This window comes from Nonomuraea sp. NPDC049152 (genome assembly GCF_040648355.1).
Classification (GTDB): domain Bacteria; phylum Actinomycetota; class Actinomycetes; order Streptosporangiales; family Streptosporangiaceae; genus Nonomuraea.
Map to the genome: position 1 here is coordinate 1 of NZ_JBEZDO010000012.1, position 12,524 is coordinate 12,524.

General features: G+C 70.8%; 11 protein-coding genes. 5 read left to right on the top strand and 6 right to left on the bottom strand.

Going from position 1 to position 12,524, the window contains the following annotated elements; all coding sequences use genetic code 11:
* Positions 1 to 214: 214 nt before the first annotated feature.
* A complete protein-coding gene (locus AB0B45_RS22330) occupies positions 215 to 1,573 on the bottom strand; it encodes an MFS transporter (protein WP_358133370.1) in 1,359 nt (452 codons plus the stop codon).
* A gap of 130 nt (positions 1,574 to 1,703) precedes the next feature.
* On the opposite strand from AB0B45_RS22330, the gene AB0B45_RS22335 reads away from it, so the two are divergent.
* Complete coding sequence (locus tag AB0B45_RS22335) at positions 1,704 to 2,585, top strand: LysR family transcriptional regulator (RefSeq protein ID WP_358133372.1); 882 nt, start codon at positions 1,704 to 1,706, stop codon at positions 2,583 to 2,585.
* 111 nt (positions 2,586 to 2,696) lie between these two features.
* On the opposite strand, the gene AB0B45_RS22340 is transcribed toward AB0B45_RS22335, so the two are convergent.
* Positions 2,697 to 3,998 (bottom strand): wax ester/triacylglycerol synthase domain-containing protein, encoded by a 1,302-nt coding sequence (locus AB0B45_RS22340; protein WP_358133375.1) that lies wholly within the window; start codon positions 3,996 to 3,998, stop codon positions 2,697 to 2,699.
* A gap of 303 nt (positions 3,999 to 4,301) precedes the next feature.
* On the opposite strand from AB0B45_RS22340, the gene AB0B45_RS22345 reads away from it, so the two are divergent.
* On the top strand, positions 4,302 to 5,162 hold the full coding sequence (locus tag AB0B45_RS22345) for a phosphatase PAP2 family protein (RefSeq protein WP_358133377.1): 861 nt from the start codon (positions 4,302 to 4,304) through the stop codon (positions 5,160 to 5,162).
* Here AB0B45_RS22345 and AB0B45_RS22350 read toward each other — a convergent pair.
* The 4 genes from AB0B45_RS22350 to AB0B45_RS22365 form a co-directional block, all read right to left on the bottom strand.
* On the bottom strand, positions 5,147 to 6,139 hold the full coding sequence (locus AB0B45_RS22350) for an NAD-dependent epimerase/dehydratase family protein (RefSeq protein WP_358133380.1): 993 nt from the start codon (positions 6,137 to 6,139) through the stop codon (positions 5,147 to 5,149). The genes AB0B45_RS22345 and AB0B45_RS22350 overlap by 16 nt on opposite strands.
* Positions 6,136 to 7,257 (bottom strand): hypothetical protein, encoded by a 1,122-nt coding sequence (locus AB0B45_RS22355; protein WP_358133382.1) that lies wholly within the window; start codon positions 7,255 to 7,257, stop codon positions 6,136 to 6,138. Before AB0B45_RS22355 ends, AB0B45_RS22350 begins: the two co-directional genes overlap by 4 nt.
* Before the next feature lie 85 nt (positions 7,258 to 7,342).
* The gene (locus tag AB0B45_RS22360; RefSeq protein ID WP_358133385.1) at positions 7,343 to 8,575 is read right to left on the bottom strand and encodes a beta-ketoacyl-[acyl-carrier-protein] synthase family protein; all 1,233 of its coding nucleotides are present in this window, start codon (positions 8,573 to 8,575) and stop codon (positions 7,343 to 7,345) included.
* Complete coding sequence (locus tag AB0B45_RS22365; RefSeq protein WP_358133388.1) at positions 8,575 to 8,841, bottom strand: acyl carrier protein; 267 nt, start codon at positions 8,839 to 8,841, stop codon at positions 8,575 to 8,577. Before AB0B45_RS22365 ends, AB0B45_RS22360 begins: the two co-directional genes overlap by 1 nt.
* A gap of 284 nt (positions 8,842 to 9,125) precedes the next feature.
* On the opposite strand from AB0B45_RS22365, the gene AB0B45_RS22370 reads away from it, so the two are divergent.
* From AB0B45_RS22370 to AB0B45_RS22380, 3 genes are all read left to right on the top strand, one after another.
* Positions 9,126 to 10,394 carry an aminotransferase class I/II-fold pyridoxal phosphate-dependent enzyme gene (locus tag AB0B45_RS22370; RefSeq protein WP_358133390.1) on the top strand — a complete coding sequence of 423 codons (1,269 nt, stop codon included), beginning with the start codon at positions 9,126 to 9,128 and terminating at the stop codon, positions 10,392 to 10,394.
* Between the two features lie 83 nt (positions 10,395 to 10,477).
* Positions 10,478 to 11,737 carry a cytochrome P450 gene (locus AB0B45_RS22375; protein ID WP_358133393.1) on the top strand — a complete coding sequence of 420 codons (1,260 nt, stop codon included), beginning with the start codon at positions 10,478 to 10,480 and terminating at the stop codon, positions 11,735 to 11,737.
* A 43-nt stretch (positions 11,738 to 11,780) separates the two neighbouring features.
* The gene (locus tag AB0B45_RS22380) at positions 11,781 to 12,521 is read left to right on the top strand and encodes a PEMT/PEM2 methyltransferase family protein (protein WP_358133396.1); all 741 of its coding nucleotides are present in this window, start codon (positions 11,781 to 11,783) and stop codon (positions 12,519 to 12,521) included.
* The last annotated feature ends 3 nt before the right edge of the window (positions 12,522 to 12,524 follow it).

Consider the following 12,524-nt stretch of genomic DNA (forward strand, 5'->3'; position numbering starts at 1 on the left):
CGATCAAGACGATGCGGGATACGGGTCGGGACATGTTGGACAAGTACAAGGAGACGTCGCGGGGTGGTTTGGCGGTCAACGTCATCGAGTGCTGACAAGCGTGGGCCTGGCCGTCAGGGATGATCGCACATCGGCGGCGGACCCGCGGCTGGACCGTCTGGTGGTCGTAGCCCATGCCTGGAGGTGGCTCCGGTCGCCGGGGTCATCCGGCGTTCTACTCGCGGCGTGCGAGAGCGAACACGAACCAGGCGACGGTGCAGACCGTGGCCGACAGCAGCAGGGCCCATGCGGTGCCCGCGGCGACGGCGGCGCCCATGACGGCGACGCCGACAGTGGCTCCGATCTGGCGTACGGCGTTGAGCAGGCCGCCCACCGCACCGGCCGTCCCCAAGGGGGCGACGCTGACCATGGCCGCGACCAGGGCAGGCAGGGCGTAGGACACGCCGAAGCCGGTCATCAGGAGGCCCAGCGCGAGCCACGGATAACCGCCGTCGGCGAAGATCGCGCCGGCCGGCACGGCGCCTCCGGCGGACAGCAGCGCCAGACCGGCCAGGATCGGACGGCGAGGACCCACCCGTGCCACGATCCTGCCCGTGAACAGCGGATTGGCGGCGAAGGGAACCGTCAGCGGAAGGAACGCCAGCCCGGTCTGCAGCGGGCCCAGGTGCCACTCCCGCTGCAACAGCAGCGGCAGCACGAACAGGCCTCCGGCCAACGCGAAGTTCACCGCCGCGGCGGCCAGCAGCCCGGCCCGCACCCGGCCCGACCTCAGCAGGGCCCGGTTCAGGACCGGCGCCTGGCTGCGCCGTTCCAGGCCCAGGAACGCCAGCACCGACACTCCGAGCCCCATGGACGACCACGCGGTGTGGGCCCATGCCTGCGAACCGGCGGCGATCAGCGCGTCCGTGAAGAGGGCCAGCACCGTGGCGGCCGCCACCTGGGCGGGCCAGTCGATCCGGCGTTCACCACGCGGGCAGGCCACCGCCCGGCCCAGCGTCAGCGTCAGCACCGCCAGGCCGATGGGCACGTTGACCAGGAAGACCGACCGCCATCCTGCCGCGCCGACCAGAGCGCCGCCCGCGATCGGGCCCGCCGCGACGGCCGCACCGCTGATCGCGGCCCATGCCGAGACCGCGCGCGCCCGAACTTCCTGCTCCGGGTAGAGCTGGGCGATCATCGCCATCGAGGCGGGCACGCACGCCGCGGCGGCGACCCCCAGAACCGCGCGGAGGAGGACCAGGGCCCACAGCCCCGGCGCGAACGCACTGAGCAGGGACGCGAGGGTGAAGATCCCGATCCCGGCCCTGAAGAGCCGCTCGGCGCCGAAGCGGTCGGCCGCCGCCCCGGCCGACAGCAGCAGCGCGGCGAAGGCCACGGTGTAGCCGGTGGTCGCCCACTGCAGCCCGGCCATGGAGGTGTGCAGCGACGACGCCAGATCGGGTTCGGCGACCGACAGCACGGTCATGTCCAGCAGCACCATGAAGTAGCCCAGCGAGATGCCCGCCAGCGCGCGGGCACGCCCCCCTGGACGGAGGTTCGCCGACACCGGCGTGGGTGAATTCACGAGGGTCATGTGAGACGGCTCCCGAGGAGAAGGCTGGGAGGACGCGACCCACTGTGCGTTCCGGCAGGCCTGCGGCTCCACCGCCACAGCCGCACGTTCCGTTCGGAATTTCCGAACGCTCGGCGTCGTTCGTCTGCGCGTGGAGCTACGCCAGCTCAGGACCTTCGAGGCGGTCGTCCGGCACCGGACCGTGACCGAGGCCGCCGTCGCGCTCGACCTCGCCCCCTCGTCGGTCTCCCAGCAGATCCGGACGCTCGAGGCGACGCTCGGGGTGGCCCTGTTCGTGCGCGGACCCAAGGGAATGGAGCTCACCCCCGCAGGACAGCGGCTGCGGGGATGGGCGCGGTCCCTGCTCGACCAGGCCGAGCGGGCCACCCGCGATGTCAGAGGCGAACGGCGGCTGCTGCGGCTCGGCGCGCTGGAGACCCTCGCAGGGTCCTACGTGCCCCGGGTCCTCGCCCGATTCGCCGCGCGCCGGCCCGACATCGAGGTCGAGATCCACTCCGAACGCGCCCGCGACGGACTCCTCGCCGACGTGATCGGGGGACGACTCGAAGCCGCCCTGCTGCTGGACTCCGGCGACGACGTCGGCGGGCTCGGCTTCCCCGCTCCCGCCGAACCGCTCACCTTCGTCGACCTCGACCCGGTGCCTCTCGCACTGGTATCAGCGCCGACCCACCCGCTCGCCGCCCGAGCCGCGCTGACTCCCGATGACCTCAAGGGCGAGCGGCTCCTGGTCAACGTCCCCGAGTGCTCGTTCTGGATGGCCGGTTACAGGATCCTCGGCTCCGGTCCGCAACGGATCAAAGCCGGAGGCGTCCCGGTGATGCGCGCATGGGCCGAGCACGGACTCGGGATCTCGCTGCTACCCCGGTTCGCGGTCGCCGACAGCCTCCGCTCCGGCGCCCTGATCCAGCTCGACCTCCCGCTCCCGGATCTCAGCCTGCGCCTGGTCTGGCGGGAAGACCAGGAGTCGCTGCCCGGCATGCGCGACATCCTGTACGCCGCGGCCCGCCCCTGAAGCACCGGACCTCGCCGACCCGCCGCGATCTTCATGTCCGCCGGCTCCCGCGGCACGACGCCGGCGGGTTCTCCGCGTCCGGCGACCATCGCCGCACCGCATGCCCCGATGTCAGTGGAGGCCGGGCGAGCCCCGCCGTGCCCCTCCTCCGGCGGGTCCGGCGGGGAAGTGATTCCGGACGTCGGCCTCCAGTTCGGCGAGGGCCTGCCGCAGGAGGGCGACGAGTCGTTCGGAGTGGGACACGCTGGTGTCGAACACCCCTGAGAACGACACCGCGCTGTCGCCGTGCAGAATCGCGATCATGCCGGCGGACCCCGGGGCCAGGGGAGGAAGGGTGAACATGTCACGGCCTGAAGGGAACTCCTGGGTCCGGCGCACCACGCTGACGTCGAGCCGCCTGCCCGGGCCTCTCAGGAAGAAGGGCAGTGCCAGCTGGAGAACCGTCCGCGCGGGCCCCGCGGGTATCCGGTACATCTCTCGGGCGGCACGTCGCAGCCGGATGATCCTGTCGACGGTCGTCTGCTCGACGACCCGCCGCAGCCGGCCGACCGGCGACGGCTCGGCGCAGGGCAGGGCGACGGGCAGGAAGGCCACGTGGTTTCCCAGCGCCGAGTGATGCCGACGACCCCTCAAGCTGACCGGCAGGGCGACCACCATCTTCCTGGGGCGGCGGTGCGAGGGCGGCCAGGCCCGCGGACTCCATGCTCGCAGGGCGCCGGCGACGAGGGCGATGCCGATCTGCGCGATGCTGGCGCCCGTGTCGCGAGCGATGTCGTGGAACGGCGCGATGTCCAGGTCGACGACATGCAACCGGCGGCCGGGCGTGCTCGTGGCGCAGGAGACGTGCCAGCGCGGCGGGGTGCCGGTCAGCTGGACCAGATCGGCCAGCAGCCCGCGCGCCGCCGCACCCTTCGGGAGCCCGGACGCGGCACCGGGATCGGGGGCGGGGGGCGGTAGTGTCTCGTCGCCCGTCAAGGCCCTGATCGCGCTCAGGCCCGCCACGCCGTCCTGGAAGGCGTGGTGAGCGCGGTAGCACAGAAGGTGTTCGTCGTCGGCGTAGCCGTGCAGCACCATCAGGCTCCACAGCGGCCGCTCGCGGGACAGCGGCCGGGAGGCCATGGCCTCGACGGCCGCCTGATGGGGGCTCAGGCCGCGCGGTACCCGGTGGTATTCCACGTGGTGGACAGGGTCGAACGCGGGGTCGGGGGCCCAGCGGGCGCGCCGTCCCGCGCCGGTCAGCCGGTAGGTGAGGACGGGCGCCCGCGTGACCTTTACGGCGATGAGTTCGTGCAGTTCCTCCGGTGCGGGCGGGGGTCCCGCCATCCGGGCGCCGCCACCGACGTGCAGGCGGGAGTCGTCGGCCATGCCGGCCCCGAGGCACAGCTGGTAATGATCACCGAAGGTGAGGGGCACCGCATCGTGTGGCCATGGTGCGTGGCGTGACGCCACACCGCTCGAAGGATCATCGTTCACAACCGCCATATTAGTTTCGCGGCTGAAGCGACGGTGAATGCCATTCTGGACAGCGTGCTGATTATCCGGCGCGCATCAGGCCTGAGAAGCGCCGAATGTCAGACATGCTCGATCCGGCCTCTCTTTGACTAATGTGATCGACAGTAATGTGCACTGCCCGCTGCGGCAGCAGATAAGCCCGAATCGGGGGCAATTGTGAGAATACGGCCGGTCGAGCTGCTATTGCTGGGCTATTTCGGGATTATGGCGACTCTTGGGTCGGTGTCGGCAGGGCCGGTGACCGACCGGCAGGGGCTGCTCGCCGGATGTGGGTTGTTCGCCCTGCTCCTGCTGGTCGTGGTGTGGAGCGAGTGGCGCTTCCCCGGAAACGGCCGCGTGGCGCTGCTCCGGTTCGCCTATCCGCTCCTGGCGCTGCCCTTCATGTATGCCGCGGCCGCGCGTACGATTCTCGCCTTGCACGGCCGGTTTCTCGACGAGGCCGTGAACGCGTGGGAGCTGTGGCTGTTCGGGGCCCACCCCAATGTCGCCGTAGCGGCCATCGGTTCCCCGCTGCTGACCGAACTGCTGACATTCTGCTACTTCTCCTTCTATGGATGCTTCCTGATCCCGATATTTCTGTACATTCGTGGCCATCGGGCGCTCGGGGAGCGCTATCTGTTCGCCGCACTACTCGCCCTTTTGATCTGCTACCTGGGATTCATGTTCGTCCCACTGGCCGGACCGGCCCTGTCGTTGCCGGACCAGTTCGCCTCCGGCAGGCCGTCCGGATACGTGATCACCGCCCTGCAGGACCGCATCATGGCCGCTTTCGATCCGCCGGGCGCGTACTTCCCCTCACCGCACGTGGCCGGCGCCTGGATCACTCTGCTGTGCCTGGGCAGGTTCGCCTCGCACCGCGTCCACCTCGTTCTGTGCGTTCTCACCACCGGATTGACGATCGCCGTGGTGTACGACTGGTATCACTACGCCTCCGACGCGGTCGCCGGATTGCTGGTGGCTCTGGCCGCCCATGTCATCACTCGCCGGCTCGGCGCGAGAGGAGCCTTCGAGAGCCGTGCCGTTCCAGGACCCGATCGGGTGAAAGCCGATCAGACGCTCGGGTGACGGCTCCCCGCGGCCAGAGCGGCCGCGAGTCCCCGATCGAGCGACGTGGTGGGTGTGAAGCCCAGTTCACGGACGGCACGCTCGGGGGTGCAGGTCCAGGCGGCGCAGCGCATCTCGCGGACCTTGTCCCGGTTGAGGGAGGGTGCCGTCCGGCGGATCCGCCCGGCGCATTCGGCCAGGGAGGCGGCGACGTCCATGAGGAGCATCGGGACGGGCAGCACGACAGGGGCGCGGCGCCCCGCGGCGCGGGCCAGGGCGGCGCAGATGTCACGCCAGTGATAGGTGATGCCGTCGCTGATGGGATACAGGCCCGCGGTGGGATCGTCGGGATGGAGCGTGCGGCCACGCTCGGCCGCGGCGAGCAGGGTGGTGCACAGATCGTCGACGTAGACCATGCAGTAGCGGCGGGGGCCGAGCCCGGCCTTCAGCGCCACGCCGAGCCGGATCATCGGCAGGAGCGCGGGCACCAGCGCGGGCTCGCCGGGGCCGTAGACGATTCCGGGACGCAGGATGACCGACGGCACCCGGTGGGCGAGGCCGCGAACGACCTTCTCTCCGGCCAGCTTGCTGGCGCCGTAGTGGGACACGGGTACCGGCGTGCCCGATGAGGGACCGGCGGCCGCCAGCGAGGAGCAGAGCACCAGCCTCGGTGGGTTCGGCAGTACGGCCAGGGCGCCCGCCAGGTGCGCGGTGCCGTCGCGGTTGGTCGCCCAGTACTCCGCCGGGGTGCGTGCCTTGACCACGGCGGCCAGGTGGATCACCCGATCGGCTCCGTGGACCGCCTCGCGAACGCCCCGCCCGCTTGCCAGATCCCCGTGGACCACCTCGACGCCCAGTTCGCGCAGTGCGTGCGCGCGTGCCGAAGGGCGGGCCAGCGCGGTGATCGCGTCACCACGAGCCAGGATCATGCGGGTCAGGTTGCCGCCGACGAAGCCGGTGGCCCCGGTGAGCAGGTAGCGGAGTGGCTTGCGCGTCACAGTTCGTACCGGTAGATGCGGTATGTCTTGGATCGGACGCAGTCGACGGCCGCCAGGTACCGGTTGACCGCCTGGTTGTCCTCCAGCGTCCAGCCGAGCTCCATGCCGCCGTGGTAGCCGCCGGCCACTATCGCCTCGTAGGCGCGGGCGAACAGCAGCGTTTCGATGCCGCAGCCCTGCAGGCGCCGCACGACGCCCCACAGGATGCCGCGGGTCCGGTCGATGCGGCGAGCCGCCAGTGCCAGGCGTGCCAACCCGATCGGCAGCCCGAAGCGGCACAGCCGGCCACGCGCGGCGGGAAGAGCCTGGTTGATGTCGGGCAGCACCACGACGACGCCGACCGGCTCACCGTCCACCTCGGCCAGGTGAATGAGCCTCGGATCGACGATCTCGCGTACGCGGCTGGCGAGGTCGGCGAACTCCGCGTCGGTCATCGGGGTGAAACCCCAGTTGTGCTGCCACGCGCTGTCGTAGACGCGCTTGATCCGGGCTGTCTCGCCGTCGAAGTCGTTCATGTCGAGTTGCCGGACGGTGAGCCGGTGCCGCAGCCGGATCCGCTCCGTGATGCGCAGGAGCCGGTCGTCGAGGGGATGCCCGCCGCGTTCCCACGCCCACAGGTCCTTGGCCTTGGTCAGGCCGTAGCCTTCCAGCAGAGCAGGATAGTAGGCCGGGTTGTAAGGCATCATCACCCGTGGCGGGGCGTCGAAGCCGTCCACCAGCAGGCCGCACTCGTCGTTGGTGGTGAAGTTCACCGGTCCGAGCATGGTGTCGAGCCCGCGCTCGCGCAGCCACCCTGTGGCGGCGTCGAGCAGCGCGCGGGCGACGGCGTGGTCGTCGAGACATTCGAACTGGCCGAAGAAGCCGTCGCGCGCCTGGTGGGCCTGGTTGTGGCGCGGATTGTGCACGGCGGCGATCCGGCCCGCGACGCGACCGTTCCTGCGGACCGTGAACAGGCCGGCCTCGCCGTAGGCGAAGAACGGATTGCGCCGCCGGTCGAGCAGGCGCCGGCAGTCGCCGCGCAGCGGCGGCACAAAACGCGGGTCGCCGCGATGCAGCCGGTATGGAAACTCGATGAACTGTCCGAGCCGGCGGCGAGTGCGAACGGGCTCGGCCGTCACCTCATCCTGGCCAGGCGATCGCCGCGAGCCGGGGAGCGCCGCGCCCCGCCCTCCGCCCTCAGCGGCCGTCGGCCGGAGCGAGGGTTCAGGAGCAGGAAGGGGTGAAGACGAGGCTGGCATTGTGGCCCCCGAAGGCGAAGGAGTTGGACTGCACGGCGCCGGGCGAGACGGGGCGAGGGGCACGCACCACGTCGATCTCACAGCGCGGGTCCTGGACGTCGAGGTTGATGGTGGGATGCATCACGAGCTCGTGCAGCGTCAGCACGCTGACGACGGCCTCGATCGCTCCCGCGGCGCCGATCGCGTGGCCCATGACGCTCTTGGTCGAGGTGACAGGGACTTCGCCGGGACCGAACAGCCGGGCGATCACCTGCGCCTCGGTCACGTCGTTGAGCTGGGTGCCGGTCCCGTGGGCGTTGACGTGTACGACCTCGCGGGGCGACAGTCGCGCGTCGGCCAGCGCCTGGCGCATGCATCGTTCGGCGCCCTCTCCGTCCGGGTCGGGCGCCGTCAGGTGGTGACCGTCGGAGGTTCGGCCGTAACCGGCGAGCTCCGCGTACACGCGGGCGCCGCGCCGTACAGCGTGTTCGAGCCTTTCCAGCACGAGGAAGGCCGCGCCTTCGGCCAGCACGAACCCATCGCGGTCGGCCTCGAAGGGGCGTGAGGCGCGCTGGGGTTCGGCGACACGCTGGGACAGCGCGCCGCACCTGTGGAAGGCGAGCAGAATGGTCGGCGAGATGCACGCCTCCGTGCCGCCGGCCACGACCAGGTCGGCTGAGCCGTCGCGGATCAGGCGCAGCCCTTCCCCGATCGTGTGGCCACCGGAGGCGCACGCCGTCGCCACCGTCAGGCTCGGGCCCAGGATCCCGTGCCGCATGCTGATGAACGCCGCGGCGGCGTTGTGCATCACCTTCGGTATGTACAGGACGGTAGGCCTTCCGCGGCCGCGTTCGTCGTGTCCGAGGAGCGTGGCCTCGCTGGTCTCGATGCCGGCCATGGCCGTCCCCGTGACGACCCCGCGGCGCTCGGGCGGAGTCTCCACCTGCCCGGCGTCGGCCAGCGCGTCAGCCGCGGCGCACACGGCCAGCAGCGTCGCGCGGTCCATCCGGCGGGCCTGCTTGCTCATCACGTACTCGGACGCCGCGAAGTCGGGGACCTGGCACGCGAAGTCGACCGGCAGGCCGTCGGCCTCGAACGAGGTGATCGTGCGAGCGGTGGAACGTCCGTCGGTCAGGGTGCTCCACAGGGCCTTGAGATCGTTACCGGCCGGGGTGCGCACTCCCATGCCGGTGACGGCGACTCGTCCGCGCTCCAGCATCAGCCGGCCTGGGCGGCCCTGGCCTGGTGGCCCCCGTCTCGGACCATGGTGACCACGTCGGCGAGAGTGCGCGCCTGCTTGGCGGTGTCCAGATCCACGACGATCTTGAAGCGGTCCTCGGTCGCCGCGGCCAGCTCTGCCATGTCCAGGCTGTCGGCCTCCAGCTCATCGCGCAGATCCAGATCGGGCGCGATGACCGCGGGATCGACCGACAGGATCCGCGCGCAGATGGCGCGCAGCTCCACGAAGATTTCCTCGTCGCTCATGCACGGGTCCTTTGCGGGTCGGGTGACTTACCTGGCCGGATGTCGTGCGAACCGGCCGACATGCCCTGGACGGCGGGCGCTACGAGCCTGCGACACCGCCGCTCGCGGGGCGGCGACGCTGGGCGCCGTATCAGCAGTCGTCACAATATCATTATGAGCGATTACAGTGAGTTACGATCTTCGGAGAGTTGGCCGCTGAGCTCGTGGACGAGCCGCTACGAACCGGATCCGGGGGATGCTGTGTCACTGCTGTCCTACTCCAGCGCGGGCGGGTGAGAGACCCCATGACCGACGCTTTCAGCAAATGCCGGCCTCCCCGCGAACTCGAGATCATCCTCGCCTCGGGGTTGTATCCCTACCACCGGCCGATCGAGGAGCGGCTGGACGACGGTGAGGTCGTGGTAGGCGGCCGCCGCGTGCTGATGGCGGGTTCCAACGACTACCTGGCTCTGTCGACAGACGCGCGGCTGAAGGCCGCGGGCGTCGACGCGGTGCGCCGGCTGGGCAGCGGCAACTCCGGGTCCCGCATCCTCAACGGCACGCTGACGCTGCACCGGACGCTGGAAGGCGAACTCGCCGACTTCCTCGGCCACGAGACGGCGATGGTGGTCTCGACCGGCTTCCAGGCCAACCTCGCCCTCAGCCCACTGTTCGGCCGGCACGATGTGCTCCTCGCCGACCGGCACATCCACGCCTCCCTCATCGAGGCCACCCGCCTCGGCCAGGCCCAACTGCGGCGCTACCGGCACAACGACACCTCCCACCTCGGCCGGCTCCTGGAGGAGGTCGATCCGGCGGCCGGGCGGCTCATCCTCACCGAAGGCATGTTCTCGGTCACCGGCGACCTGTGCGACCTGCCCGGCATCGCCGAGCTCGCCCGCCGGCACGGCGCCCGCGTCATCCTCGACAGCGCCCACGACGTGGGCCTGCTGGGCGCCGGCGGGCGCGGCGCCGCCGAGCACCACGCGCGGCAGCCGGCGGTCGACGTGCAGACCCTCACCTTCTCCAAGTGCTTCGGCACTCTCGGCGGCGCCGTCGCCGGGCCCCGGCAGGTCATCGACTACCTGCGCCACTCCGCCAGGGCGGCCCTGTTCTCCGCGTCCCTGCCTCCGTCGTGCACCGCGGCCGCGCTGGCCGCCCTCGACATCATCCGCACCGAGCCGGAACGCCGCCGGCGGGTCCTGGCAGCCGCCCGGCGCCTCCGCTCCGGCCTGGCCGCGATCGGATTTCCCCTGACCCCTGCGGACACCCCGACCGTCCCGCTACAGGTCGGCGACGCCCTGCTGTGCTGTCGCTTCTGGTCCGAGCTGTTCGACGAGGGGGTCATGGCCAACGCGATGCTCCCGCCGAGTGTCCCCAGCGGAAAGGCCCTGATCCGCCTCAGCGTCACCGCGGCTCATACCGACGCCCACGTCGACCGGCTCCTGGAGGCCGTCGCCGTCGTCGCCGACCGCCTGAACGTGATCAACCGCTGGGGGTCGGAGGGCAGGGAGCCCTCCGACGCGCTCGCGGATCCACTGGCCGCCGCTTCCGTCACGACGCCGGTCACATGACAGGAGGCGGTTCCTGCCTCGATCAAGGAGGGCCAGTGCCTGGCCGAGCAGTACGTCCGATCTGGGAATCACTGAGGGGCAGCATGGTGATGCCTGCCGCCCTCATCCTGGGAGAGCAGGTCGTCGACCACATGTTCAGCCGAACGGGCGGCATGTTCGGCCTGTGGTTCCCCGGCGTCGGCAAGGCCGTGATGCTGGCGGATCCCGCCCTGGTCAGGGAGGTCTTCCGGGCTCCCGCCGACGTCATCGACTCCTCCGAGGCGAACCGCGTGCAGGAGCCCGTCATCGGCCCGCAGGGGCTGGGCAGGCTGGATGGCGCGGGTCATCGTCAGCTCCGCACGATCATGCTGCCGCCCCTTCGCGACCACGCGTCGCTCCGCCTGTGCGAGACGACGGCGCTGCTCGCCCAGCGAGTCGTCGACCAGTGCCCGACCGGCACGCCGTTCGCCCTGCGGCCCCTGCTCCACACGGCGATGATGGAGGCCGTCCTGTCGATCACGATGGGCGTCGACCGGGTCCGGCAGCGCGGCGAATGGCATGAGCCGCTCCGGCAGCTGTTCCGGCGGGCCGACTCCTACGAGATCACCGTCCGGTACGGCCTGCGACACGCAGGGGGGCTCGCCCTGTGGCCGGCCTACCACCGCGCGAAGGACGCGTGTGACCGGCTGATCCATGCCGAGATCGGCCGCCGGCGGCGGCGTGGCGAAGAGGGAGAGGACCTGCTCGGGTTGCTGATGCGCGCCCGCGACGAGCGCGGGGCCCGGCTGACCGACCAGGTGCTGCGTGACCAGGTGATGAGCCTGATCGCCGGTGCGCGGACGACCACCGCCACAGGCTTGGCGTGGGCGTTCGAACGACTGGTGCGCCATCCTGACGCGTTGCGCCGGCTGACCGCCGAGAGCGACGAGGGAACCCAGGACGTCTACGCCCGCGCGGTGTCATACGAGACGCTGCGAGTACGGCCGCCGGTCGCGTTCGTCGGCAGGGTGGTCAGGCGCCCGTTCGAGCTGGGCGGTCGCCGGCTGCGGCCGGGCACGACGATCATCGTCCATCTCCGGGCGCTTCATCACCAACCCGGTCTCTACCCCGATCCCACGGCCTTCCGGCCTGAACGCTGGCTCGGCAGGCGGCCAGGGGGCTACGGGTGGATGCCGTTCGGCGGCGGCTCGCACACCTGCCTGGGCGATCAGCTTTCCCTCATGCAGATGAAGACGTTCCTGCAGGTCTTCACCCGTTCGGTGACGCTCTCTCCCGCCGGGGCGCGCGATGAGCCGATCAGATGGAAGGCCGTCTCCAACTCCCCGGGCGACGACTGCCGCGTGGTCGTGCGCCGCCGGTCCTGATGGTCCACGCCGTCGTCGACTCACATCCCGCTGAAGGTGCCGCATGCTCAGCTCCGCAAGCCGTACATCGCCGGTGTGGCGGCTCGCCGTCATCAGTCTTGGAATGTCCGGACTCCGGCTGGACCGCCACGCCGGACGCGTGCCGCGCGTCGCCCTCTTCGCCGGCGTGGTCGTGCTGTACTACCTCGCCGCGCCGCCGGCCGTCACGCCGTCCGTCGCCTGCTGGTACGCGGCCACGGTCTGGGTCCTCTACTACGGCGGGCTGAGCCTGGTGCTGGGCGGGCCGGGACGGCGGCGCCTGATCGGGCGGTTCGGCGAGGCGCGGGCCTATGCGATCTACGAGGTCGCCCTGGGCGTCCTCTTCCTCAACCAGGGCTTCGCGCAGGCTGTCATCATCTACGCCTTCGGTGACAGTCTTCCGGACGTGGTCCCGGTCTGGGCGAGCTGCCTGGCGGGGGGAATCCTCATGGTGGTGGGGCTGTCGTGCAAGACCTGGGCGGCGTACGCGACAGGGCTGGACGTCTACTACTGCAGGGACATGTTCCTCGGCGGCGCGGTCCCCGGCGAGCTGACGACCTCCGGCCCCTACCGCTACCTGCGTAATCCGATGTACAGCGTGGGCAACCTGCACGCCTACGGCTGGGCCGTCTGGTCCAGGTCACTGGAGGGCATCGTCTTCGCGATGATCTTCCAGCTCGGCATCTACGCCTTCTACCACTTCTTCGAGCGCCCCTTCATCCGGCGCGTCCATCTCCGGGCGACGGCGACGCGCGATTCCGCCTGACCG